A 25,550-nucleotide genomic window follows, 5' to 3' on the forward strand; every position below is an offset into this window, starting at 1 on the left:
ACCACGTCAGATGTCTGAATTAGAACGACCACCAGTCTTTGAGACCGATCTTGGTTATACTTATTTTCGTGCAAATACCAAGCTTCCAATAGACACAAAGTATAAGTGGTGGTCTGTATCTTTTGAAACTTGGGGAACGTGCAAATCCAAGAAGTTCGGAAATTATGAAATTCGCTTTGGGTATGTTCCATTAAAACCACCGACAGTCTTTTGGTTTATCGCCGTTAAAACTCAAAATAATCATAAATATTTATCACCGATCAAAGGGGTCAAATTAGTTGATGAGGAAACCAAGGAATTTCTTTTAGAATTAGTTCGATCTTGGAAACCAATTTATGCCCATGGTCAAGTCCAAAAAGTGCTGTAAATTCCCATTAATTCAGCCTATCAAGTTAGTACGTTATTTAGTCAAAGCATTCATCCCTACAACATTAGACTTTCCGGCTTCATTCTCAGCCAGCCAGTCATTAAATTCGTCCATATTAAGATAACGCCTTGATTGCCACTGCTCGTTTTGTTCAGCTAATAAAGCGCCAATCAGCCGCCATGCAGAATCATCATTAGGAAATATCCTTATCACTCGTTCTCGGCGCCTGATTTCCTCGTTAATTCGCTCTTGCATGTTGGTGGTGCGAAGTCGCTTCCTGTATTTCTCCGGCAACGCCATAACTACCATGGCATCGTCAAAAGCCTCCTCAAGGCAGGTAACTGATTTTGGTGCTTTTTTCTCAAAGGCATCAATAAAATCATCGCGTCTACGCCTGGCTTCTTCCATATCAGGTGCCTGAAAAACAAGCTTTGCCTTTTCAGCAACATCTTTGCGGTGTCTGACAGAGCAGTGCCCGAGGATGTTGCGCATCAAGTGAACTTGGCATCGTTGCCAGGTTGCACCTTGAAAGTGCTTTCTAGCCGCTTCCACAAGCCCTGCATGCTGGTCTGACACAACATACATCACGCCTTTTAGCCCACGAGATTTTAGCCATTTAAACGCTTCATCCCATGTAGCATAGCTCTCAGTGTCACCAATGCGAAGGCCCAGTATTTCACGGTAGCCATCACTTCTGATACCCGAGATGGTCAAGGCTGCTCGAGACACGACTCTGTCACCATCACGACACTTGATAAACATCGCATCAACCATGATAAATGGGTAGTTGTCACCATCAAACCGACGCTCGTTGAAGGCTCTGACTCTTGCATCAAGACCAGAACACAGTTGACTGACGGTTGACTTTGAAAAACTAGCACCGCAAAGTTCTTCAGTAATGTTATTAACTTTTCTGGTTGATACGCCATTAACAACCATTTCCATCAGAGCCAATACAAAAGCCTGCTCACTGCGTTGATAGCGCTTAAAAATATCGGTAGAAAAAGAGCCATCACGTGTCTGCGGCACTTGAAGAGTGACTGGTCCCACACGAGTGTATAGTTGTCTTGGACGGTAACCGTTACGATAGCCTATACGTTCACCTGAACGTTCATGCTTGTCTGCTCCCAGACTTTCTGACACCTGTGCCTCCAATACCTGATTCAATACACCTTCAACAAGCTTTGCGAGCCCATCCTGGCTTGATAAAAGTTCTGGAAGCAATTCCTTTCCAACTGTAATATTGTAATCCGTCATCGCTAATCTCCTTCGATAGTTATTGTTTTTCACAACTCAATAGTACCGAATTTTAGCGATGACTCCACTCCTAAAAAGTCAACCTGAATTTACAGCAGTTTACGGACATAACCATGCCCATCCAGGTGAAGTCGCAGTTGATTATGAAGAATTAATTAATTTAACTTATAAAATATTAAGAACTGATATTGCTAAAATAGAAGGCCTCGATAAATTTCCCTGGACATCACGTGATCGCCGGATTTTATTAATGGGCGATTCGGCTCATGCTACTGCACCTAATATTGCTCAAGGAGCAGGGTTGTGTATTGAAGATGCGGCCTGCCTTGTCTCTAAACTGAACAGAGTAGATTATTTACAGGGCCTCTCTGAATACGAACAAGAACGAAAACCTCGAGCTAAAACCGTTCAAAATGTGGCGGATTTCATTGCTACGGCAGGACAAGTTAAAAACCCATTACTTAAAACATTAAGAAACCGTGTATTGCGAGCTACCACACTCCTTACTCCCATGTTACAAAGGCGCATTTTTGAATACGTTGTTTCTTACAGTTTAGGTGGCTCAACAAAAGCAAGATTTTGGCAAGCTCCTCCATTATTTATTGTCGATGACGCACCGACTTCTTTAATTGCCAGGGTTTTTCCTGACTTTCCTTTATTGGACAATCATATAAAAGATTTTAAAACCTCAAAAACCGGCGGTAGTGGTTTTGGTGTGGTGACAATAGAAAAACCGACCTTTTTGTCAAAGTTAATCGGATTTTTTGCCGGGTTTCCCAAAGAAATGCAGAAACAACCGTTTTATGCTGAGGTATTTAATTTGTCTCAAGATTTTCAACTTTGGAGAAGAATATTCGGCTATAAAACGCCTCTACAAAAAACATATCAAACCACACATTCATTATATTGTAGGTTTAATCGGTGCATGTATTTAAGTGAAGGCTTTGGGGGGTATCTGGATAAAGTTTTTCAATTTATCTACAACATCAAATTTCAATCGGATAAGTCATTAATGTATGAATCGCAAGGAATAACCTTCTTTGATTCATTTAAAATACCCATACCCTCTTTTTTATCTCCTAAATCAGTGTGGACCGAAAAACCAATCGAAAAAGGCTGGGAATTTGATGGTAGAGTATCTTTTCCTATCATTGGCACTTTGTTCCATTATTATGGATATTTTCAGATTGAGCAAACAGATTCCGTAAAAAATGGAAGAGTCATTATAGCTGGCGGCTCTGGAATGATCGGAAGAGAAGTTTGCTTAGAGTTTATTAAAAAAGGATATGATGTATATTGCTTAAGTCGTTCTTCGAATACGCGATTAAATATCGAAGGTGTTAAAGTCCGACTCATTGATGAAGATTGGTCCGATCTTATTGATAAAAACACAATTATACTCAATCTAAGTGGGGCAAATCCAGGGGCTAAAAGATGGACCCTGTCGGTAAAATCAGAAATAGCAACATCAAGATTTCGCGTAATTGACACAATTATTCATAATATAGATAGGGCTCAAGAAAAACCATTAAAATATCTTCAAGCTTCCGCAGTCGGATTTTATGGGCATGCTGGTGATGCTGTTTTAACAGAAGAAAGCAAGCCAATACCTGGTGGAGAGTCTGGAACGAAATTTCGGGTAAAGGTCTGTAAAGAAATAGAAAGCAGAGCAGAAAAAGCGAAATGCAACGTGACACATTTAAGAATTGGACATGTTCTATCAAATACAGGCGGCCTTTTGCACTATTTAAGATTATCTGGTTTTTTCTATATAGGTAAGTTTGGTTCCGGTAATCAATTTGTTCCTTTTGTTCATATTCAAGATGTGGCGAGAGCTATCGAATTTATTGCGCATAACAGAAATATTATCGATGGTGCAATAAACATCACTGCTCCAAAGCCATGTAGAAATTATGAAATGTTAAAGGAATTGCGATTAGTTAAATGGGGGCAGGGATTACCAATGCCTAAGTCGGTTTTAAAATTACTCATCGGCCAGTCTTCTGTTGTATTAACAGATTCTGAACAAGTACAGCCAAAAAGGTTGCTTGAGAGAGGGTTTGAATTTAATTACAAGACCATACAGGAAGCCTTGCATGGATTGCAATAGGAGTTAATATTTGCTGAGGTGGAATTTTAATGCAGGCTAAGGCTCAAAAATGGCTGTTATTAACTTTACTAAAAGAGTACTTAACAAATCATCAAGTTCTTTTAATTTTTCAAGTGCTTGCTCTTTCTTTCCCTTTATTTTCAATTGAAGAATATGATTGGCCATAGCATGTTGTTTTTTATGTAACTGATGTAATACCTTAAATGTGTCTCCATCTTTCATGCCTTGCTTATGTTTTAAAAGCCAATAGTTTATTGGACAGTCAGCGGCTCCCGCCTAAGAAATTTTTAAAAAGCGGTATTAGCTCAGTTTTTATAGGGCAAGCGCAAGCGCTGAAATTAGATTCAGTCTAAAAAACAATCAATTTACAAGGTAGTTCAAATCCAATCCGGTATATAATAACAAAAAGATGCTTGCAGCATTATGATGAATTAGGCGCTAATGATGCCTTATGTCCAAACGCTAAAGCAGACCATAAGTCCTCAATACTATTGATAAAAAAATCAAAAAATAATGCTCGTTTTCTTTCCCATAACGAGCGCTTAGTATGCAATCTTGCAAGTGCTTTTTTAAATAGTTTACAGCCAAGCTGCTGCAGCTGATCAACAAAAAAAGCAAGCATCATCAAATGAGCAAATACGGTGCTCAAATGTTTATTACCATGACCAAAATTGTGCTCAAACTGATATCCTTGATTTTTTAATGTATTAAACGTTTCATTTTCTATCTTATGTCGTGCCCGTCCTCCTCTCATAATTTTGTAAGCATTCTTTTCAGTTAAGGGAATATTGGTTACCCAAACCCAACGCTGTTTTTTACCATTATCATGCACCTCCCAATACTCTAAAACGTTCACTATACAATCAAGGTGAGTATCATTAATTGCAATTTGATTTGACCAACTAAAACGATGAGTTATTTTGCCTTCTCTCACTTCATGAGTAGCTCGAGGCAATGCATTAAACTCTTCAAACAAATGTTTATGATCCCCTTCTTTGGCAACCAGGATGAACCAATGATCATCATCACATAAGCGTTTGATGAATGGAGCATTTGAAAACAGACCATCCCCTGTAAAAATTAGCTTTAAATGAGGGTGCTCGCGTTTCAGATCATTAAGAAAACGCAGGGCCGCATTACGTTCACAGTCGTTTTTATTGGCACCATCTGTTTTCATAATCGGCTCTGGGGCAAAAGGAATCACCACTTTATGGTCTGGATGAACTATGGCTGCTGATAGCATTTGATGGTAGTAACTAATTCGTCCATTTTTATGATGCCGCTGACAACAGTTATCACAGTGCACATCATCTGAATTGAAATAACCTGTTCCATCCAATGGCATCAAATAGCGGTTCTCATAGTATTTGAATAGCTCTAAATGCTTACTTCTCTGGCATTGCGCAAAGAGACGTCGATAAGTGGGTCGGAGTAAGGTTGGCTCAATTTCATCTAAACGCTTTCTCATCTGAGTATCTGAAGGCACTGCTTTAATACCAAAAATATGCTCGAGATTATGGCTAATCATATCCTCTCGATGGTGACGATCAAACTGTAACAGAGAGGGATATTTCAAACTGAATAAAGCATAGCCCGACATTAACGTATCAACTAAACTGATGGGTCTTTGGCGTTTTTTTACTTCTTTAATCGATGCGAAACTTGTTTTAACTGTTTCAACCAAATCTTTGCAACTCAACATCAGATGTCAACTTTAAAATTAAAAATGACATTTTAAATCATAGACTTCGCGAAAAATATCTTTTTAGACAATTAAAACAACTTATTTACAGCGGGTTCCGGCTTCGCCGGGAACCGCTGTTGGACAGTGTTCAAATGAAAAATCGGGTAATTCCTGGTGATTGCGCTCTAGATAGCGGCGCAGAGCTTCAAAAGAAAGATAATGTTCAATAGAAAGAAGTATCAATTCATCTAACTCTTTCTTGCTAAATCGATCTTTCTGCCACTCTTTGCCAAGCGTCCATTTATTCAACCAGGGAATCAACCGTTGCTCAGGAATAGGTTTGGTAATGACATATCCCTGGATATAATGACAACCTAGATGACGTAATAACTTGCCATGAATAATTGTTTCTACGCCTTCAGCTATCAGATCACGATCAATCAAGCGGCATAATTCTATCGTCGTTTTTAAGATAGACAGATCTTTTGGCTTACTCAAAACATTACGAACAAAACTTTGATCCAGCTTTACTTCCGCTGTATTTAGATCTTTAAGATAAGTTAGTGATGAATATCCTGTTCCAAAATCATCAAGTGAAAATAATATGCCTTTGGTTTTGCAGTCATTAATGATGTTTGAAATACGCTCAAGGTCTTCTAAAGCTTCGGTTTCAAGAATTTCAAGCATGATACAGCTCTTAGGCAGATGCGGGTATTTGGATAATGTTTCTTCCAGATGTTTAGTAAAATTTTTATCTTCCAGTTGGTATGAAGAAATATTGATACTGATGGGTATATTTAAATTATTTTTAATCAATTTCTCAGATAGTTTTAAGGCTTGATTAAGTACCCAGTCACCCAGCTCTATAGACACGGGATGTTTATCTAATCCTGCTAAAAAATCAGAAGGCATTAATAAATGTTTATCGGGATGTATCCAGCGGAGCAAAGCCTCGGCGCCAATGACTTTTCCAGTGCTTAAATCCACCTTGGGTTGATAGTGTAGCTCTAATTGATTCTGTTTTATGGCTTTTCGGAGAGCTTCAATACGTTGATGAAATATCAGGGTCTGTTTTTCACTTTCTGCATCAAAGAAATCAAATTGATTAAAACCTTTTTGCATGGCTTTATGCCGCGCTATTTCGGTTTGATTTAATAGATCTTCTCCGCTAAAAGTACCATTGTCCGATAAAGAGGTGATGCCTATAATCGATTGCATTGTATATTTTTTATTCTTTACCCTGTAAGGTTTTGACAGTGAATGAATAATTTTTTTTGCTACAGACTCCATGCCCTCAATTTTTTGAGAACCCAAATAAACAACAATAAACTGAATTAGTTTCGACTTAATCTGACATAACCACTTGAAAAGGTGAGAGTTTCCGGTTTTGATAGAAGTGCAAACTTTAACAAAACCAAAAGGAAAACTCTCATGATAGATAATAACGTTAAAATTATTAAACACAAAGTTGGCTTACTAAATTTAGCTGAAGAATTAGGCAATGTATCGAAAGCCTGTAAGGTAATGGGTTTATCACGAGACACCTTCTATCGTTATAAATCAGCGGTAGAATCTGGTGGGGTAGATGCCTTATTTGATAAGTCACGAAGGCAACCTAATCACAAGAACCGTGTTGACGATTCTATAGAGCAAGCGGTAAAAGAGTACGCCATAGAATATCCAGCTCATGGTCAACTACGCACCAGTAATGAGTTGCGTAAGAAAGGGATTTTTGTATCCCCTAGTGGCGTTCGCAGCGTCTGGCTTAGGCATAATTTAGCTAACTTTAAAGACCGTTTGAAGGCACTTGAAGCCAAAGTAGCATCAGAGGGCATTATTCTCACAGAAGCACAAATTGCAGCTTTGGAGAAGAAGAAGTTTGATGATGAGGCTTGCGGCGAAATTGAAACAGCACATCCTGGCTATCTTGGTTCCCAAGATACATTCTATGTGGGAACTATCAAAGGAGTTGGCCGCATTTATCAGCAGACTTTTGTTGATACTTATAGCAAAGTGGCATTTGCCAAGCTCTATACAACAAAAACGCCTATTACATCAGCAGATCTCCTTAACGACAAGGTCTTGCCGTTCTTTGAGCAGCAGCAGTTACCTATGCTGCGTGTTTTAACTGACCGGGGTACAGAGTATTGTGGGAAAGTAGAACAGCATGACTATCAGCTTTATTTAGCTATTAACAACATTGATCACACGAAAACTAAAGCACAATCACCGCAAACAAACGGTATTTGTGAGCGTTTCCACAAAACGATTTTGCAGGAGTTTTATCAAATCACATTCCGTAAGAAAGTTTACGATGACATGGATGAACTGCAAAAAGATCTGGACGTATGGCTTCATTATTATAATAATGAGCGCACCCATCAAGGCAAAATGTGCTGTGGACGTACTCCAATGCAAACATTGATTGATGGCAAACAAATCTGGAAGGAAAAATTGATAGGCTGAATTTGACCTGACAGACACTTCTGAAAAACCGGTAACTGTCAGATCAAGTTTGAACTACTACAAATAAACTCACTATAACCTATACGTGACAACAGTTTTTTTCCATGGGTCCATCGCTCGATACGTTCAATGGCTTTAAGTATCATTTTATCTCGAATTTCAGCGCTTTCATTGTAACTTGAATTTTGCTTTCCCGGGTCAAATATCCTGATACTAATGACAATGAGCCTGCTTTTCATGTTCCAACTTTGTTCAATGTAGTTATCCAACCTTTGAGTCAGCATAAATTTGTTAGGTAAGCCGGTTAAAAAATCATAAAATTTAAAATGCTCTATTTGCTCTTCCTGCTCTTTAATGACGCTCAAATCATGGAAAAAACCAATATAATTGGTGATGTCACCTTCGGAATTTTTAACGGCTGATATGGATAGAAAAACCGGATATAATTTATTATGTTTATATTTATCCCAGAGTTCACCGCTCCAATGGCCTCTTTTTATCAAAGCGCTCCATAGCTGTTTATAAAATTCCGCAGATTGATAACCTGATTTCCATATTCGCGGGTTTTTACCAATGATTTCCTCTTCCTTGAATCCAGTCATTTTCAAAAAAGCATTGTTTGCTTCCAGAATTGTACCATTTGCATCAGTGATAATAATGCCTTCGAAAGCGGAGCTGATTCCCTTGGAAGAAATACTTAACATTTTTTCTTTGGCTTTAAATTCGGAAATATCTTGTAATGAAATAACCCATGCAACATCATTTTCCCAGGCGCCTTTTTTGACTGTCATCTGTGCCGGTAAAATTTCACCATCGGGTTTTATAATTTCAATTTCCTGTGTTTCATCTTCGGCCAATGGGTATAAAAAATTGCTGCCTAAAAGATCTGAGACAGGATGTCCTAACATGTTTGCTGCATAGGCGTTAATGAAAAGTATTTCTCCCTCTTTATTAATAATCACCACGCCTTCTGCCAAGGCATTAAGAAGTTTGGGCCAATAATTATTCTTTTTTTTATTCATGCTCTTCATCGGGCAATTCCAGAGTACTCAGTACTTTTTGTCTATTGGATAAATCACCTATAATTCTTCGTTGCGGCAGAGGCTCTTTTCGGATTAAAAGTGGCGTTGCCAAAATTCTTTCTTTCTCGGCTAAATCCTGATGTTCCATTAGATCAATCACTTCCATGTCGCAGCAACCTTTTAACCCTGCCGTGGAACACAGAACTTTAAAATTTCTAATCGCCCGTTTTGATACAAGACTGTTTCCAATAACATAAAGTTTCAGCTTAATCTTGCTCACTGCCTACTCCCTTAATAATTTATTTGCCTGTCTTCTTGCCTGCATTTGTTTTTCCTCATTGACTAACTTATTTTTTTGACGCAACAAGGCATTTTTTCGGGCCTGATATTCTGCGATTTGAACTTTCTGATGGGCAACAAGTTCTTCTTCCACGGCTTTGATTTCACTCTCCAGTTGAGCAATTTCCTGAGCATTCTGCGTTTCCTGTTGTTTATCTTCTAATATACGAGCGGCTTTGTGCGAGCCAAAAACCATTTCTTCATCCCCTATATAAGGATCTTCGACGATTATACCTTCATCTGTGACTAAAAATTCCTTGACTTGATTGGAAGTCTTAATACCGCGTGATTTGGAAATGTACATTAGACGGTTAAATTCACCATTTTTTTCAATATAGCTTAATCGAATCCAGGTATCTGTCAGACTGGATAAGCCAAGCAGGCTATGTTCCTCTGCATAATCTGGCAGTAACTCGGTAAAAAGCAGGGTATTTTTTCGTGCTTTCATATAAGAAATGAACCGTACAAACATCATCTTGACATCCATCACATCGCCCAGATCTAACAAAGATGAAATAGGATCCACAATGATGACATCAAATTCATGTCTCTGGTTCATTTCAATAATTGAAATAATATGGTTTTCCAGGCCCATTTCCACAGAGCGTCTTGCATTAATCGCTAAAGTCTCGTCTTCTAAGAATGGTCGCAAATCAATATCTACAGATATAAAATGATGAATTAAATGACTGGGAGATTCTTCAAAAGAGACAAATAAAACTTTTTTGCCTTGATGCAGACATGATTTTGCAAAACTGGCTGCAAAAAGTGTTTTAGCAGTGCCCGAACGACCGCTAATCATAATGGGCGCTCCTTCTTGATAGCCTTTATCATCGAGCATACGGTCAAGTCCTTTAATTCCTGTACTCAAATAATTGGTTGAAACAGTGACATCCAGTCTGGTTTCGGTGATGGGTATCAGCGATATGCCATTATCAATAAGAGAACTTACGCATCATTTAGGCTATGACAAGCATGCCAAGGCTGTTGAACGCAAGAGCAACAGTCGTAATGGGTACAGCAAGAAGACTATTCAGGTTAATGAAGGCGAAATGGAAATTGCGGTGCCACGTGACCGAACAGGCACATTTGAACCTCATATTATCCCTAAATACGCTACCCGCTTTGATGGTCTTGATGAAAAAATCATTTCATTTTATGCCCGAGGTTTAAGTACACGCGACATCCAAAGCGAGCTTGAAGAAATCTATGGTACAACCATATCACCCACATTGATTTCAAGCGTGACAGACGCGGTTTTATCAGATGTACGTGCCTGGCAGGCAAGGCCTCTGGATAGTTGCTTCCCCATTGTTTATTTGGATTGTATTGTCGTTAAAGTAAAGACTGACAAAGGTATTATTAACAAATCCGTCTATTTGGCATTGGGTGTTAATACAGATGGCTACAAAGAACTTCTGGGCATGTGGATTAGCCAAAATGAAGGCGCAAAATTTTGGCTAAACGTACTGACAGATATAAAAAATCGTGGCCTGGATGAAATATTTATTGCGTGTGTTGATGGACTTACTGGCTTTCCAGAAGCCATTGAAACAGTATATCCACACGCTAAAGTTCAGCTTTGCATTGTACACAAAATTCGAAATTCATTGGCTTATGTCAGCTGGAAAGACCGTAAAATCCTTGCTGCTGATTTAAAAACAATCTACAGTGCCAAAACACTCATTGAGGCTGAAATGGCGCTGGAAGCATTTTCTGAGAAATGGGACGACCAATACCCATCCATAAGCTCCTCATGGCGCAGAGACTGGATACGTATTACCCCATTTTTTGATTATCCAGCTGACATCCGTGTAAACGCTTAATTAACCCCACTCTTCTCAGGCATTTCCAAAGCAGGTAAGCTGCGCATGTTTTCAAGTTCGGAAGGGTTTACATGAAAGGGCAGCAAAGCTTCGAGCTGTTCGATGGTTTCAGCATATTGGATGTTGGTCAGTGCGTATTTCAACCATGCGAAAGCATCAACCTGGTGTTGCTTACAGGTTTCGATGAGGGAATAGAGGATAGCACCTGCTTTGGCGCCCGTTTCGTTGCCATGAAAGAGCCAGTTTTTTCGTCCGATGACGAAAGGTTTAATGGAGCGCTCTGTTCGGTTGTTATCTATTTCGAGACGGCCATCGTCAAGGTATCGTTTGAGCGCAACCCAGTGCGTCAACAGGTAATGAACGGCTTTGCCCAATGGGCTTTTCGGTGGGATATTGATTTTTTTATCTTCAACAAAGTCTTTGAGTTCATCAAGAATAGGTTTGGCCTCTTTTTGTCTTGCCTGATAAATATCGTCTGGTGCAGCCTTTGCCTCTTTGAGGGAAGCTTCCAGCTGATAAAGCTCGGTAAAATAGGTCAAGACTTTATGGGCAATGCCTTTTTTCTTGCCGGCAAGTTTGACCACATCGACAAAATACCTTCTGGCGTGCGCCATACAGGCAACATGGGTAACATGGTCTTCTTTGTCTAAAGCGACATAACCACCATAACAGTCAGCATGCAGGTAGCCGCTGAAGTCGGAAAAGAAATCAGCCGGTATCTGGTGAGTGCGTGACGGATGGTACTGATAAACATAACAGCGTTTATCCGGTGGACCGCCAATGAATAGCCACATATAGGATTTTGATGTTGGCGGTTTGTTTTTCTGCTTGAGCACCTGCACGGGTGTTTCATCCGCATAAGCGATGTCATAATCGTGAATGGCCGCAACCATGAGTTTAACCAGCGGCGTTAATAAATCAGCGGCTTTTACCACCCAGTTGCAAAGCGTTGCTCTGGTAACGGGAATGCCCGCTTCTTTAAACATCGCCTCCTGGCGATAAAGCGGCATGTGGCGGTTAAACTTGGCATCAATCACTGCTGCCAGTAAACCAGACGATGCAATGCTTTGTGGAATAGGTTGTTTCGGCAGTTTGGCCGTTTGAATGGTTTCTTCACATGTCTTGCAAGCGTATTTTTTACGAACATGAACCACACGGAAGGTCATTTGCGGTACAACATCCAGTTGTTCTGAGATGTCGTCACCAATATGAGTTAACTCACAACCACAGTCGCAATGTTTTTCTTCATCGCTTAAGTCATGAATCTGCTCAACATAGGGTAATGACTTGGGCAGTGCTTTGCGGCCTGTGCCTTTTTTAGCACGGGTATAGGTAATGGTTTCAGTTTGAGAAGGCTCAACAGTCGATTCATCCTGTTCACTGGATGGCTCTGCTTCGTCAAATTGCAATGCCATTTGTTCCGGCACGACACCTTTTTCGCTTTTGCGGCCAAAGCGTGCATTACGGAATAAGTGCAGCTGGTGGCGAAGCGTTTCGATAGTGCTTTCCTGCTGAGCCAACAATGCCAACAAACGCGCATTTTCTTCGCGTAATTGCTCTACTGTTAAGTCAGATTGTTGTTTCATCGTTGGTATTATTTGTGTTGTTTTAATGGGCACTATTATACCAAAATAAGCATGCAATGTAACGGTTTAATTTAATAAAATCATGAAGTTAACTTAAAAATAATGCTTGAAATCAAGCATGGGAAATTCAGACATCAACTTAAATTCAAGCCCCGCCAACAACCAGTCCAACTGTTGGTGAGTAATGGCTTCAAGCTGGGTTGACGTCTTCTCCATCTTAAATTTTCCACGCTCTAAGCGCTTGTGATAAAGCACAAAACCATTCTTATCCCAAAACAAACACTTAACCCTGTCACGGCTACGATTATAAAAAACGTAAACAGAACCATCGTTCGCCGGCGATTCAAATTCCTCAATCACCATGGCAGCCAAGCCATTAATGGCTTTTCTGAAATCAACAGGTGTTGTTGCAACATAAATCGCTGTCGTTTCCGGTAAGCGCAACATTATAACGCCCCTGCAAACGTTAAAACTTCACGTAAAATGACTTTGTCGGTCTGACCGCTGATTCCAAGGCGTACACCATTTGGCAACATTAACTGAATGGCCGGCTCATAGGGCGTGTTTGCCGAAGTAGGTTCAACAGCTGACTTAACCGCTAGAAAATGAGGGGATGTTCTCTGCGCTTTTGAAGCTTTAGGACGAAGACGTCCTCGCCAATAACAAAACGCTGAATGACTTATGCCTTGCTGTTCACAGTAAACAGCTTGGGTTAAACCACTGACTTCCCATGAGTCATTATGAGATTGCCAAAATTCGCGTCGTGATCTTTTCGGATTGTCTGTCATGCTGATTTTCTCCGTTGTTAAAAATAAACGGAGTATCAAGGTTGGGAAGGAACTTTGCTAGGTGAGGTTAATTAAGCGCTTACACATCCGTCGAGCCATATATACGACAAATGCCATCGAATCGTTGAATATGACTTTGCGAAAGGTAATTAAAAATAAAAGAATGTTCCCATCTGACGAATCAGTTTTTAAATTGCTCTATCTTGCGATTGAACGAATTGCTCGGAAATGGACAATGCCGATCCACAACTGGAAGCCAGCTATGAATCGGTTTATGATCGAATTCGGTGATAGAGTTACTGAATAATGGAATGGCTAGTTACACAGAAAATTTTACAGACTCAATTAATCAGGTATATCTGATAGCTGTAGTTTCTGTAAAACTCGATTAAAACTCGGCACCCCTTCATCAGAAGAAAGTGTAGCATCATCATTTTCTAACTTGTTCCTTGCCTCGCCGTAATCAGCCCAATTGATAGAGGCAGTATAAGCTTGTGCTTGATCCATTACTTTTATATAAGTTCTGAAAAGCCTATCTCGTGAAGCAAGCCTTAGACCATTAAGATAATTATCTCGATGAACATTAGGAATAATAATTTTATATTGAGCTTGTGAAACTAACTCTGCATTCATCATTATTCTTGATAGTCGTCCATTTCCATCATCAAAAGGGTGTATTTCACTGATCATAAACTGCATAAATAAAGCTCTCTCAATACCAGGTTTTAGCAGTGTATATCTTTCAAATCCTTGCCATAGAGTTCCAATTACATCCTTAGGTGATACAAATAGGGTATTACCCGCTTTATTTTGATTTAACTTAAACTCCCCTGGCCGTTTCTCAGGCCGCTCTTTCATTATTAATGCATGCCTTTTTTGTAATATTTCAATTAGCTCATGTGGGTCTTGGGGAGTGATGCACATTTCAGTGTAATCATTGGTAATATAAAAATTAGATAAAACATCATGACTGTCTGCATGTCTGTTATTAATTTCTATTCCCTTAAACACAATATCTTCGGCTTCATCAATAAGGAACTCCGTACCTTCAATAAAATTTGAGAAGTAAGATTCATAAAAACTTAAATTTTTAAAAGAAGTTGAGTTGTACTTATATTCTCTATTAGCAAAAGAGCATTGATTTAGATATATAATCAAATCATTAAACAGACTTACTCTATGTTCGTCATAAGGATTTTTTTTTGCAATAGCTTTTGCATAATTCGAAGATAAGATATTACTATCTGAATGGGTCGATAATAAGGCACTAATTATGTTATTTAGTTTTTGATACTCTTTTGTGAAACCTAGCTTTTCAGCAATACTTCCAGCTTCGTCTCTAAGGTTGTTAATATAATCTTCACCTAGTGTATGTAATTTCTTAGCCAAAAACTTTTCGACACCTTCACTTCCAATCGTCTTAATACCAAGGTAAGAAGCACCTCTTACTGTTGTCAGGTTTTCAAGTAAAGCTCTGGGTTCGTTACTTCTAAATAAGTTTGGTAATAGTTGCTCGATAAATTCGTTATTATTACCCTTATATACTTTAATGATTAAACCTGGAAGATTAATGGTTTTAACATAAGAGCTGGTTACAAAAACAATCGTTTTGTTTTCATATCGCTTGGGTTTGAGCTCCAAGGCTGTGGCAAAGCTAAGGATCCCTTTTGATACAATATGAGGAAGAATTTGCATCCAGTTTTGTATGACAATCTGCTCTACATTCGTCTTAAAGTCATCCGTGTAGATCCCTTGATATATCCTTATAAGCTTTCCTTCACGATATTCTTGAGATAGCTGTTTGGATTCTTCTGTAGTATTTGCAATTTTTAGCATGATTTTATTTACTAATTGAATTTAAGCGAGTTATTTATATGAATTATAGAATATAATACATTAAAAGTATGAATTTTAGAATTTTTTAATGGGAATTTACGAATTCTAGGATAATTTAATATGTATTTCGGAACTTTAGAATAGTTTAAAATATACTCAACTTATGGCTCAAAATCCCTTATCCCGAAAAATCCAACCTCTTAACCCGAAATTCCCAAATTTTTATTAATAAAAATCAATATGTTATATTAGAATACGTAGGGCTAATCTGGAATATCACCCGTCTATTTAGGAAAAGTTTATCCTCCAATCTGGAGTATTATTTAGAGAAAATGAGGTATCCAATTGATTTTAAGATAATTTATTTCATGTTTTTCTAGGGCGTGTTTTTAAAGTTTTTCAAACGATTAAAAATCTGATAAAAAGACTCCATACTGAAAATGGAGCAAATGGATGTCAAGATTTGTTATTGATGACAAAATGTGGATCAAATTAGAAGAATTACTTCCTGCTCCGAAAGGTCGCCATGGGGAAAATGATCGATTATTTATTGAAGCAGTTTGTTGGATAATCAGGACTGGTGCGCCCTGGAGAGATTTACCGCCAGATTATGGGAAATGGCAAAGTGTTTACGGTCGTTACAATAGGTGGGTAAAAAAGGGAAATTTCAATGGAATTCTTGAAATTTTAAAAAAAAGATGGCGATCACGAATGGCACATGATGGATGGTAGTATTGTTAGGGCACATCAACATGCGGCAGGTGCGATAGGGGGTCAGGACTATCAAGCACTTGGACGGTGTCGCGGCGGATTTAGCTCGAAAATTCATGCAAAAGTAGATTCATTTGGGCTCCCATTAGGATTTATATTAACCGGTGGCCAAGAACATGAAATAAAGATGGCGAAAGATTTATTGAGTGAAGATAAAAGTGAATATTTATTAGCTGATCGCGCTTACGATAGCAATGAATTTAGAGAAGAGTTGGCAAGGCGCGGAGTTGAGACCGTTATTCCAAGTAAAAAGAACCGATACCTTTTTATTGAGCATGACGCTCATATTTATAAAGAAAGGAATCATATCGAGCGATTTTTTAACAGAATCAAAGGGTTCAGAAGAATTGCTACGCGGTATGATAAAACTGCCGCCATGTTTTTAGGTGCTTTAACTGTGATAAGTATTTTGCTGTGGCTGAAACTTTAAAAACACGCCCTAGATGAGCTAGAATCGCTGCATAGGCTTTTTTGATGTTAAGAAAGTTGCATTTGTTTAACTCGTGATTTGATTCAAGTTCATATTTTCCAATTATTTTGATATGTTCAAAAACAAATCATCTCAAAAGGTTGCTTTCTCTCTTCCATATACATAGTAAAAATTGCAGGGACAAAGGGGACAAGTGGGGCATCCGCGCCATTACTGGGTTTGAGCTGCCCCAACCTTGTTTCACATCAATGGGACGCATGGGACACATTCTTTTTTTAACGACTTTCAGTATCATTCGATAACATTCCTTTGAATTCGATCTTTGACCCTTGACAATCTTTGAAGAAATACGCAATACTTTTCCCAAGCTTGAAGTTCAAGCTTTCATAGCCAAAAGGCTAGTGAATATCAATTACTTGTCCAATTTTAGTCGGATAGGCATTTGAATTCATCTCCAAGGACGGTGCAGGTCGGCATTATGCTGAATGAATAATCACTTGCGGAGTCCCCTATGTCTGATCAAAAACCATCCCGTTTACATCTATTAAACGAATTTGAATCTGCGCCTCAATCGGCACTTTTCAATCAACAAACCATTGCAGCCGTTTTAAGTTGTTCCACCCAGTTACTTGAACGTAACCGTTGGGCTGGTAGTGGCGTGCCTTATTTAAAAATTGGCCGTAAGGTTTTATATCGGAAAAGCGATGTGCTGGATTTTCTCCAACAACAAAAAGTATATCACTCAACCTGTGACGAAGGTCAGCCACAGACGGTTAAGAGCGCTTAACTTTTTATCATTTTTGATTGATCGGAATGAGTCTATTTCATTCCGCTTAATTGAATGTTGTTTGGAGAAAAATATATGTCACAAAGTCACGTTATTGAATTACCCAATAAGTCAAAACAGCGACCGATTTCATGCGATTATGCCGGCGGTCGGTTTCGCTTAACGGATGAGGGGTTAATATTTGTAGGTATTGATAAGGACGGCAATCCATTGCCACCTCGATGGATATGTTCGCCGTTGTATGTCGTTGCAAAAACACGCGATGCCCAGAGTGGTGAATGGGGTCGCTTGCTGGAATGGCAGGACGATGATGGCATAACCCATCAGTGGGCGATGCCGTTGTCCTTGCTGCAAGGCGATTCCTCTGATGTAAGGCGAGAGCTGGCAAGACTTGGGCTGAGTATATCACCCAATAGAGCCGCTCGTGACTTGCTTACTTCCTATTTACAAGTCTTTCCAGTTGAAGCGCGCGCAAGGTGTGTTGATAAACTCGGCTGGCATGAAGAGGTTTTTGTTACTGCAGGTCAGTGTATTGGAGAGACATCAGAAAAAATTGTTTTCCAAAACACCAATGCCATTGAACCCGCGTTGTCTTCAAAAGGCACGGTCGAAGAATGGCGTAATTCAATAGCCCGTCTTGCAAATGGCAATTCAAGATTAGTCTTTGCCATATCAACAGCACTTGCACCTGCATTGGCAAATCTAGCCGGGGAAGACTCAGGCGGTTTTCATTTCAGAGGTGCGTCGTCATCTGGCAAAAGCACTGCATTGAAAGTTGCTGCTTCTGTTTGGGGCAACCCACAATCCTATTGCCGTTTATGGCGTAGTACGGCTAATGGTCTTGAGGGTCTGGCAGCATTGCATAACGATGGCTTGCTCATCCTTGATGAACTCAGCCAAATGGACCCCAGAGAAGCAGGAGAGGCGGCTTATTTGTTGGCCAATGGTCAGGGGAAAACAAGAGCTTCTCGTAGTGGTACTGTCAGAAAATCTTCCCAATGGTCTTTGTTTTTCCTCTCCGCTGGTGAGGAATCTTTGACCGCACTTATGGCAAAAACAGGCCAGCGCAGTAATGCAGGACAGGAAATACGCCTTGCTGATATTGAAGCAGATGCTGGGTGTGACATGGGGTTGTTTGAAACGATCCATGATCAACTAAGTCCTGCCAGTATGGCCTTATCGCTAAAGCAATATACCAGCCAATACTATGGTGCTATTGGTATAGAGTGGCTCAATCAGGTTGTTACTCACCGACAAAAAATCGCCAGATTTGTTACCGACACTATTCAAAACTTTGTTGATAGGGTAATCCAGTCTGATGTAACAGGTCAAATTATCCGGGTTGTCAGACGCTTTGCACTGGTTGCTGCTGCTGGTGAGTTGGCGAGTCGTTTTGGTTTGACTGGCTGGAAAGAAGGAGAGTCATTTACTGCTGCACAGAAATGCTTTACTGCATGGCTTGAGGCTTTTGGTTCAGATGGTAATCGTGAAGACCGAGCCATCATGGCGCAGGTGCGTGCCTTCTTTGAGTCCCATGGAGCAAGTCGTTTTGATAGTGCCAACCACCCCAATAATGAAAAAATTATTAACCGTGCCGGATTTTTCCAAACGGATAGCGAAGGTCTTCGAATCTATATGGTGTTAACCGAAGTGTATAAAAATGAGTTATGCAAAGGCTTCGATCAACGCACGGTGACAAAAGTCTTATTACAAGCTGGTTGGTTGAAACCTGCCCCAGATGGCAATGCCTCGCATAAGCCAAGAATCAAAGGGGTAGGGACACCAAGGTTGTATGTTTTCACCAGCAAAATCTGGGGAGGTGAATAATGAGGGACTTAGGATTAACTCCCAATCTCTTCGTTATAAATCATTTTCAATTCGGTCATTTAGTAAATCTAAACTCCCTCATTGAAAAAGATTTATGCCTCGATCTTGGGGTTTCTCCTAAGTCCTCCAGATTGAAAATAACATTAAAAACGTTGAGCACCGAAGGTGAGAATAAGACTCGTGAAGTATGAAAGCCAGCTTGCTGGTTAGCTAACTTCACCTATCTTGCCCAGTATTTTGAAATTTATTTTGGACCTCACGTTGGGTTATTTTAAGGTTCTTTTTGGAACTTAAACGATTATTAACGAAAATAATCAAAAATAAACGGGAATAAATAAAAAAGGGCTGATAAATAACCAAAAAGGACTTTGAGAGGAAGTAAAAGCGACCAAAATAAATAAAAAAAAATAATAAACACCAAAGTATTGAACAACCAATTTTACAGAGAGAAGATTATGAAAAATTCCCTGATAGAAAGTATGATGGCAGCTGATCAAAATCAGCGAAAAATGCCAGCAAGAAAAAATAAAGTAGAATTTTTAGCCTTAAAAGATGATATATCCGAAGCCTTAGAAAAAGGCTGGCCTATGACCACCATATGGGAAACGCTTCGGGATGAGGGACGCTTTACCGCCAGTTACAATACGTTCCGGCTTTATGTATTGGAATATCTTAATGGTCAAAAGCCAGGGTATTCGCAAAAGGAAAGCGTTGAGCATCGACATAAAAAACTGGTTAAGAATCATTCCACGAAGAAAAAAACTGATTCGATGCCATCATTTTCTTATAATCCGATTCCTAATATTGAGGAGCTGCTTTGATTGCAGAGATCTTTATCATCAGATTGTCCCATATGCCCCATCTTGAATTTTGAGGTGGGGGACTCCTTTAGACCAGCAATGACGCGGTTGCCCCAATAGTCCCATTAGTCCCTGTGCTTTTTGATAAATTTGTAATGGCATTAGTGATTTTTTTAGAAAAATTAGCAATTCATTGTGCTTTTTTGTTCAAACGCGTTGAGCGCGCCTGAACATTTGTGCTGAACATGTTGATTTTACTGGGTTAAATCAAAGCTCTTTTTCTGCGTCACTGCACATAAATTGCAGTGACGCAGAAAGTAGTCCTGTATAGATCGAGTATGGTTATTAATGATTTACTAAGGAATAAATTACCATTCCTTATCTACATATTGGTTACTTATTAGAATATTAGAAAATTTTCCTGACTGATGTTTTTGCTTTAACAAGTTGTATTCGTTAATTACTCTTTGGGCTAATGGTATTTTTGAGATGGATGATCCATCTTTGTATATCTCTATATGACACCCCAGCTTAGTTTGGTTATTTTGTGTCATTGATTCGATTGCATCAGTGAAAATTTTTATATTATCTCGTAATTTTTCATCAATAATCAATCTTATTGATTTGTGTAGTTCCCATATCATATCAATATAATTTCTGATCAAAAGCGTTAGATTGGCTTTATCAGAATTTATATGTTTCTTAAATCTATCAATATCAGATTTTCTTTTTGTTTTCTGGCTTTGGCTCCCAAAGTTCATAAAATTATGATTGTTAGTGATAAAGGATATCGAAATAAATGGTTTTATTGTGCAGTTTCGCATCCCTCCTTCTTGTGGATTATTTGTCCAAAAATTATCTATCAATATTGAATGAGTTGGAAATCCATAATGTTGAGTATGTAACCCTCCCTTAAAATAGCACCATTTTCAATTAGAGTTTCTCCGGCATAATAAGCAAAAAAGAGGAGGAACGATGAAACGCAGTCGCTTTACAGAAAATCAAATTTTAAACTGTAGTAGTTCAAACTTGATCTGACAGTTACCGGTTTTTCAGAAGTGTCTGTCAGGTCAAATTCAGCCTATCAATTTTTCCTTCCAGATTTGTTTGCCATCAATCAATGTTTGCATTGGAGTACGTCCACAGCACATTTTGCCTTGATGGGTGCGCTCATTATTATAATAATGAAGCCATACGTCCAGATCTTTTTGCAGTTCATCCATGTCATCGTAAACTTTCTTACGGAATGTGATTTGATAAAACTCCTGCAAAATCGTTTTGTGGAAACGCTCACAAATACCGTTTGTTTGCGGTGATTGTGCTTTAGTTTTCGTGTGATCAATGTTGTTAATAGCTAAATAAAGCTGATAGTCATGCTGTTCTACTTTCCCACAATACTCTGTACCCCGGTCAGTTAAAACACGCAGCATAGGTAACTGCTGCTGCTCAAAGAACGGCAAGACCTTGTCGTTAAGGAGATCTGCTGATGTAATAGGCGTTTTTGTTGTATAGAGCTTGGCAAATGCCACTTTGCTATAAGTATCAACAAAAGTCTGCTGATAAATGCGGCCAACTCCTTTGATAGTTCCCACATAGAATGTATCTTGGGAACCAAGATAGCCAGGATGTGCTGTTTCAATTTCGCCGCAAGCCTCATCATCAAACTTCTTCTTCTCCAAAGCTGCAATTTGTGCTTCTGTGAGAATAATGCCCTCTGATGCTACTTTGGCTTCAAGTGCCTTCAAACGGTCTTTAAAGTTAGCTAAATTATGCCTAAGCCAGACGCTGCGAACGCCACTAGGGGATACAAAAATCCCTTTCTTACGCAACTCATTACTGGTGCGTAGTTGACCATGAGCTGGATATTCTATGGCGTACTCTTTTACCGCTTGCTCTATAGAATCGTCAACACGGTTCTTGTGATTAGGTTGCCTTCGTGACTTATCAAATAAGGCATCTACCCCACCAGATTCTACCGCTGATTTATAACGATAGAAGGTGTCTCGTGATAAACCCATTACCTTACAGGCTTTCGATACATTGCCTAATTCTTCAGCTAAATTTAGTAAGCCAACTTTGTGTTTAATAATTTTAACGTTATTATCTATCATGAGAGTTTTCCTTTTGGTTTTGTTAAAGTTTGCACTTCTATCAAAACCGGAAACTCTCACCTTTTCAAGTGGTTATGTCAGATTAAGTCGAAACTAATTCATTTAAACATATTAAAATCAGTTGAAGTAGGACGATTGGTAAAGGATGTATGCCGGGAACATGGGATATCCGATGCCACCTATTACAACTGGAAAGCAAAATACGGTGGGATGGAAGCCTCAGATATTAAACGCATGAAGCAACTTGAGGAAGAAAATGCAAAGCTGAAACGGATGTTTGCTGATTTGTCTCTGGAAAACCGTGCACTGAAGGATGTTATAGAAAAAAAGCTTTGAAGCCGGCTGAAAAGAGGGAAATGGCTGATTATCTGGTGCAGGAACATGGTCTGAGTCTCAGGCGAAGCTGCTCGGTATTACGCTTAAGTCGTACAGCTTACTACTATCAGCCGGCGATGGATAAGGATGAAGCGGTGATAAAAGAATTGGTGACCATAACCGAACACTATCCGCGTTATGGTTTCAGGAAGTTGTTTATCAAATTGCGGCAGGCAGGTTTCTCCTGGAATCATAAAAGAGTATACCGTGTTTATTGTGAGTTGAAGTTAAATATAAGGCGAAAAGGAAAACGCAGATTAGCTTCCCGTCACCCGGAACCTCTTGCTGTGCCTGATTCCCTTAACCATACATGGTCAGCTGATTTTATGAGTGATGCCCTCAATTGCGGCAGAAGATTCAGGACTTTTAATGTGGTAGATGATTTTAATCGGGAAGCTTTGGCAATTGAAATTGATTTGAGCTTGCCTGCTCTAAGGGTTATTCGGGTACTTGACCATATTGCCGCCAATCGAGGATATCCTGCAAGGTTGCGACTTGATAATGGACCTGAGTTTATTTCCCTTGCGTTAGCGGATTGGGCAGAAAAGCATGGTGTTATTCTTGAGTTTATTCAGCCGGGAAAGCCAACTCAAAATTCATTTGTGGAGCGGTTCAATAGAACTTATCGGAATGAAATATTGGATTTTTATCTATTTAGAAGTCTCAATGAGGTACGTGATATTACCACAAATTGGATGAAAGAATATAACGAAGAAAGACCACATGAATCACTCGGTGATATGTCACCTTTGGATTACAGATTGATTAAAAACAGGTCGGAAAACTCTAATTATAACTGGCACTAAAAAAGGGAGGTTTACATCATTGCTTGATATTATTTCAGCATTAAACAAATCTTCATTATAAAAATATGCAGAATTGGGCGTATTCAAACGACAGCTTAGGCTTCTTTTATATCAATAATTACATTTGATAAGGCAGAGTTCCACCATATTCCATCACCAAACTTATATTTATCAGTAATTTCTTTGAGTTGAGCAGTATGTGATTCAAAGATGGTGAACCTGTAATCTTTGGAAATATCGGCACTTTTATAATCAGTATTGATATTAACAGTTAGTAGGTACTCTCCAGTGCTCCAGATAAAATGTTTATTGAAGAAGTCATGAAATGGTTGAACAAGAACTTCATCAATTTCGATAAGGTCTTGTGACTCTTGTTTAGAGTTTTCTTTTTTTGAACGATAGTTAGCAAGTATTTTGGCTTCTAGTCCTCTATACTCTTGCTCATCTTCACGATTAAAAAAATTGAGTAAATTAATAATATGAGCCCATTCTTCAGAAGGATTTAATGAGAAGGGGGTGAATAGTAAGGTGTTCTGATTATTTTGGCTTTCTAAATAATTTTGTGCGGGTAAAGTGGCTACCAACTTACCATCTTTTTTTATTGATGCAGTAATACCTTTGACTCTGACTTTTCGGCCTCCAATATTATTTACTATTAAATGGATCTGCAGATTAGGATTACCTACTTTATGTGTGATTGATATCTTTGAATATATTTCAATATCTAATTTTGCTTTTTTAAACCAAAAACGGACAGGGGGGCATTGAGAAAGAATTACTGCGATAGCAGCAATAAACACTGCCCAAAAGGACCAATTAGAATATAGAGGTGTAGTTACTGCTTCCAATTTGCTCTCCTATCGATATCCTTAATAATCTGTCTACATTGCGTCTACATGAGATTTTCGAGCTTTTTGAAAAGCACCGTAAGTGCTTGATTTTATTGGTGGGCCCACAAGGACTTGAACCTTGGACCAACGGATTATGAGCCCTCAGCCTTAAAATTAACTCGTTGATTTTAAATAAATAATCTGTCGCGAGATACCACTACAAATGTCGTACAGAGTATAACAGTGTCGTACTCAAACACGCAAATCTCACGCAAGTATATTTTTAGCAACTTTATTGGCATTTTACTGGAAAGGCCATTTGGGTTTCATAAAAATGACTATTTGAGACGTCATAATGAATAAGAGTGTAAACCCCCCATATTTAGTGGCATCCTAAATTAGAGTTCATTGGCTGATTTTTTGCCAGATATTCCCACGGCGTTAAATCATTTAGTGAATCATGGGGTCTTTCGTCGTTGTACTCTTTTATCCAGTTTTCTGTCAGCTCCCTGACTTCTTGTAAATTTTTAAACGCGTACATATCCAATATCTCCGTGCGGTAAGTTCTATTGAATCGCTCAATAAATGAATTTTGCGTTGGTTTACCTGGCTTAATAAATTCTAAAGCCACGTGATGCTTTTCAGCCCAGTCTGCTAATGTGCTTGAGATAAATTCAGGACCATTATCCATGCGTAATTTAGCAGGCAAACCTCGCCATGCAACAACACGTTCTAATACGCGAACCACTCGCTGAGCAGGCAGGCTCAAATCGATTTCGATAGCCAACACTTCACGGTTAAAATCATCTACTATGTTAAATGTTCTGAAGCGTCGGCCACACATCAACGCATCACACATAAAATCCATAGACCAACACTGATTAATGGATGCTGGCACACTCAGTGGTTCGGGTGAGCGATTAGGAAGCCGTTTTTTGCCTTTACGACGCATATTGAGCTTCAGTTCACAATACACCCGATAAACACGTTTATGATTCCACCTATGACCCTGGCGGCGTAAGACTTTAAGCAATTTACTAAAGCCATACGCCGGATAGCGTTCGGATGATTCCTGCAATGCCACAATAACGCCTTCATCAGATTGGCTATCCGGCTTATATCGATAAACTGAGTCGCTGATACCCACAACCTTACACGCCCGGCGTAAACTCACAGTATGAGCATTCACTGCATAATCAACCAGCTCCCGTCTCACAGATGGCTTCACAGCTTTTTTTCGACAATATCCTTCAGGATTTTGTGATCAAGACTTAGCTCAGCATACATCTGCTTTAGACGACGGTTCTCTTCTTCAAGATCTTTCAGACGTTTTATATCGGATGCCTCCATACCACCATATTTTGCTTTCCAGTTGTAATAGGTTGCGTCTGAAATGCCATATTCACGACAAATTTCTTTTACCAGCCGACCTGCTTCGACTTCTTTTAGAATTTTGACAATTTGTGTTTCTGTATACCGCGATTTTTTCATTTTTGTTCTCCTCAAACATAGTTTAACTTGGAGAACTCTAA

General features: G+C 39.1%; 22 protein-coding genes and 4 pseudogenes. 11 read left to right on the plus strand and 15 right to left on the minus strand.

All coding sequences use genetic code 11. From position 1 onward, the window contains the following. Positions 1-10: 10 nt before the first annotated feature. A complete protein-coding gene (locus E4T55_RS11690) occupies positions 11-367 on the plus strand; it encodes a hypothetical protein (RefSeq protein WP_058502574.1) in 357 nt (118 codons plus the stop codon). A gap of 33 nt (positions 368-400) precedes the next feature. Here E4T55_RS11690 and E4T55_RS11695 read toward each other — a convergent pair whose 3' ends face one another. Then, positions 401-1,624: an IS256 family transposase gene (locus E4T55_RS11695; RefSeq protein WP_115325208.1), complete on the minus strand. Its 1,224-nt coding sequence runs from the start codon at positions 1,622-1,624 to the stop codon at positions 401-403. 250 nt (positions 1,625-1,874) lie between these two features. On the opposite strand from E4T55_RS11695, the gene E4T55_RS11700 reads away from it, so the two are divergent. After that, the gene (locus E4T55_RS11700; RefSeq protein ID WP_245183915.1) at positions 1,875-3,734 is read left to right on the plus strand and encodes a TIGR01777 family oxidoreductase; all 1,860 of its coding nucleotides are present in this window, start codon (positions 1,875-1,877) and stop codon (positions 3,732-3,734) included. A gap of 36 nt (positions 3,735-3,770) precedes the next feature. On the opposite strand, the gene E4T55_RS11705 is transcribed toward E4T55_RS11700, so the two are convergent. The 3 genes from E4T55_RS11705 to E4T55_RS11715 form a co-directional block, all read right to left on the minus strand. Continuing rightward, positions 3,771-3,956 carry a hypothetical protein gene (locus tag E4T55_RS11705; protein ID WP_058502430.1) on the minus strand — a complete coding sequence of 62 codons (186 nt, stop codon included), beginning with the start codon at positions 3,954-3,956 and terminating at the stop codon, positions 3,771-3,773. A gap of 199 nt (positions 3,957-4,155) precedes the next feature. After that, entirely contained in the window at positions 4,156-5,436 is a 1,281-nt protein-coding gene (locus E4T55_RS11710; RefSeq protein ID WP_058501406.1) for a hypothetical protein, read from the minus strand. An 81-nt stretch (positions 5,437-5,517) separates the two neighbouring features. After that, complete coding sequence (locus tag E4T55_RS11715; RefSeq protein WP_058501833.1) at positions 5,518-6,708, minus strand: putative bifunctional diguanylate cyclase/phosphodiesterase; 1,191 nt, start codon at positions 6,706-6,708, stop codon at positions 5,518-5,520. A 141-nt stretch (positions 6,709-6,849) separates the two neighbouring features. On the opposite strand from E4T55_RS11715, the pseudogene E4T55_RS11720 reads away from it, so the two are divergent. Beyond that, a pseudogene (locus E4T55_RS11720) lies at positions 6,850-7,951 on the plus strand (IS481 family transposase). Here E4T55_RS11720 and E4T55_RS11725 read toward each other — a convergent pair. The 3 genes from E4T55_RS11725 to E4T55_RS11735 are packed head-to-tail and all read right to left on the minus strand — an operon-like array spanning position 7,923 to position 10,086. Continuing rightward, positions 7,923-8,906, minus strand: a complete 984-nt coding sequence (locus E4T55_RS11725) for a sensor domain-containing diguanylate cyclase (RefSeq protein WP_162262329.1) — start codon at positions 8,904-8,906, stop codon at positions 7,923-7,925. The pseudogene E4T55_RS11720 and the gene E4T55_RS11725 sit on opposite strands and share 29 nt — an antisense overlap. After that, on the minus strand, positions 8,899-9,186 hold the full coding sequence (locus E4T55_RS11730) for a circadian clock KaiB family protein (RefSeq protein WP_058501894.1): 288 nt from the start codon (positions 9,184-9,186) through the stop codon (positions 8,899-8,901). The genes E4T55_RS11725 and E4T55_RS11730 overlap by 8 nt, the downstream gene beginning before the upstream one ends. 3 nt (positions 9,187-9,189) lie before the next feature. Continuing rightward, entirely contained in the window at positions 9,190-10,086 is an 897-nt protein-coding gene (locus E4T55_RS11735) for an ATPase domain-containing protein (RefSeq protein ID WP_058501895.1), read from the minus strand. 103 nt (positions 10,087-10,189) lie between these two features. Here E4T55_RS11735 and E4T55_RS11740 point away from each other — a divergent pair. Continuing rightward, positions 10,190-11,059: pseudogene (locus E4T55_RS11740) on the plus strand (IS256 family transposase); the annotation flags it as partial. A gap of 8 nt (positions 11,060-11,067) precedes the next feature. On the opposite strand, the gene tnpC reads toward E4T55_RS11740, so the two are convergent. From tnpC to tnpA, 3 genes are all read right to left on the minus strand, one after another. Beyond that, the gene (gene tnpC, locus E4T55_RS11745; protein WP_058501897.1) at positions 11,068-12,657 is read right to left on the minus strand and encodes an IS66 family transposase; all 1,590 of its coding nucleotides are present in this window, start codon (positions 12,655-12,657) and stop codon (positions 11,068-11,070) included. Positions 12,658-12,750: 93 nt separating this feature from the next. After that, a complete protein-coding gene (gene tnpB / locus E4T55_RS11750; protein WP_058501898.1) occupies positions 12,751-13,104 on the minus strand; it encodes an IS66 family insertion sequence element accessory protein TnpB in 354 nt (117 codons plus the stop codon). Next, positions 13,104-13,445, minus strand: coding sequence for an IS66 family insertion sequence element accessory protein TnpA (gene tnpA / locus E4T55_RS11755; protein ID WP_058501899.1), 342 nt, complete (start codon positions 13,443-13,445; stop codon positions 13,104-13,106). Before tnpA ends, tnpB begins: the two co-directional genes overlap by 1 nt. An 85-nt stretch (positions 13,446-13,530) precedes the next feature. On the opposite strand from tnpA, the pseudogene E4T55_RS11760 reads away from it, so the two are divergent. Beyond that, positions 13,531-13,752: pseudogene (locus E4T55_RS11760) on the plus strand (transposase); the annotation flags it as partial. Positions 13,753-13,790: 38 nt separating this feature from the next. Here the strand turns inward: E4T55_RS11760 and E4T55_RS11765 are convergent. Continuing rightward, positions 13,791-15,281 (minus strand): Fic family protein, encoded by a 1,491-nt coding sequence (locus E4T55_RS11765; protein WP_058501771.1) that lies wholly within the window; start codon positions 15,279-15,281, stop codon positions 13,791-13,793. Positions 15,282-15,734: 453 nt separating this feature from the next. Here E4T55_RS11765 and E4T55_RS15330 point away from each other — a divergent pair, with 453 nt between their 5' ends. The 5 genes from E4T55_RS15330 to E4T55_RS11790 all read left to right on the plus strand — a co-directional run bounded on the left by E4T55_RS15330 (position 15,735) and on the right by E4T55_RS11790 (position 19,917). After that, a complete protein-coding gene (locus E4T55_RS15330; protein ID WP_058503023.1) occupies positions 15,735-16,013 on the plus strand; it encodes a transposase in 279 nt (92 codons plus the stop codon). After that, positions 16,000-16,482 (plus strand): IS5 family transposase, encoded by a 483-nt coding sequence (locus tag E4T55_RS15335; protein WP_082636595.1) that lies wholly within the window; start codon positions 16,000-16,002, stop codon positions 16,480-16,482. Before E4T55_RS15330 ends, E4T55_RS15335 begins: the two co-directional genes overlap by 14 nt. A gap of 511 nt (positions 16,483-16,993) precedes the next feature. After that, on the plus strand, positions 16,994-17,269 hold the full coding sequence (locus E4T55_RS11775) for a helix-turn-helix domain-containing protein (RefSeq protein WP_058501880.1): 276 nt from the start codon (positions 16,994-16,996) through the stop codon (positions 17,267-17,269). A gap of 75 nt (positions 17,270-17,344) precedes the next feature. Next, positions 17,345-19,096: a DUF927 domain-containing protein gene (locus tag E4T55_RS11780; RefSeq protein WP_058501884.1), complete on the plus strand. Its 1,752-nt coding sequence runs from the start codon at positions 17,345-17,347 to the stop codon at positions 19,094-19,096. 455 nt (positions 19,097-19,551) lie between these two features. Then, complete coding sequence (locus E4T55_RS11790; protein WP_058501882.1) at positions 19,552-19,917, plus strand: TraK family protein; 366 nt, start codon at positions 19,552-19,554, stop codon at positions 19,915-19,917. Between the two features lie 347 nt (positions 19,918-20,264). Here E4T55_RS11790 and E4T55_RS11795 read toward each other — a convergent pair whose 3' ends face one another. Both E4T55_RS11795 and E4T55_RS11800 read right to left on the minus strand, forming a co-directional pair. Next, positions 20,265-20,657: a hypothetical protein gene (locus E4T55_RS11795; RefSeq protein ID WP_131780764.1), complete on the minus strand. Its 393-nt coding sequence runs from the start codon at positions 20,655-20,657 to the stop codon at positions 20,265-20,267. A 230-nt stretch (positions 20,658-20,887) separates the two neighbouring features. After that, positions 20,888-22,007, minus strand: a pseudogene (locus E4T55_RS11800) (IS481 family transposase). 81 nt (positions 22,008-22,088) lie between these two features. On the opposite strand from E4T55_RS11800, the gene E4T55_RS11805 reads away from it, so the two are divergent. Next, a protein-coding gene (locus E4T55_RS11805) for an IS3 family transposase (protein ID WP_245183917.1) occupies positions 22,089-23,188 on the plus strand; the annotation gives its coding sequence in 2 pieces (ribosomal slippage) (positions 22,089-22,329 and positions 22,329-23,188; 1,101 coding nt in all). A 95-nt stretch (positions 23,189-23,283) separates the two neighbouring features. Here the strand turns inward: E4T55_RS11805 and E4T55_RS11810 are convergent. Together E4T55_RS11810 and E4T55_RS11815 are read right to left on the minus strand one after the other, a co-directional pair. Then, positions 23,284-24,036 carry a hypothetical protein gene (locus tag E4T55_RS11810; RefSeq protein WP_058502506.1) on the minus strand — a complete coding sequence of 251 codons (753 nt, stop codon included), beginning with the start codon at positions 24,034-24,036 and terminating at the stop codon, positions 23,284-23,286. A gap of 364 nt (positions 24,037-24,400) precedes the next feature. Beyond that, a protein-coding gene (locus E4T55_RS11815) for an IS3 family transposase (protein WP_238583443.1) occupies positions 24,401-25,509 on the minus strand; the annotation gives its coding sequence in 2 pieces (ribosomal slippage) (positions 24,401-25,257 and positions 25,257-25,509; 1,110 coding nt in all). Between the last annotated feature and the right edge of the window lie 41 nt (positions 25,510-25,550).

It is taken from the genome of Legionella israelensis, from assembly GCF_004571175.1.
GTDB lineage: Bacteria > Pseudomonadota > Gammaproteobacteria > Legionellales > Legionellaceae > Legionella_D > Legionella_D israelensis.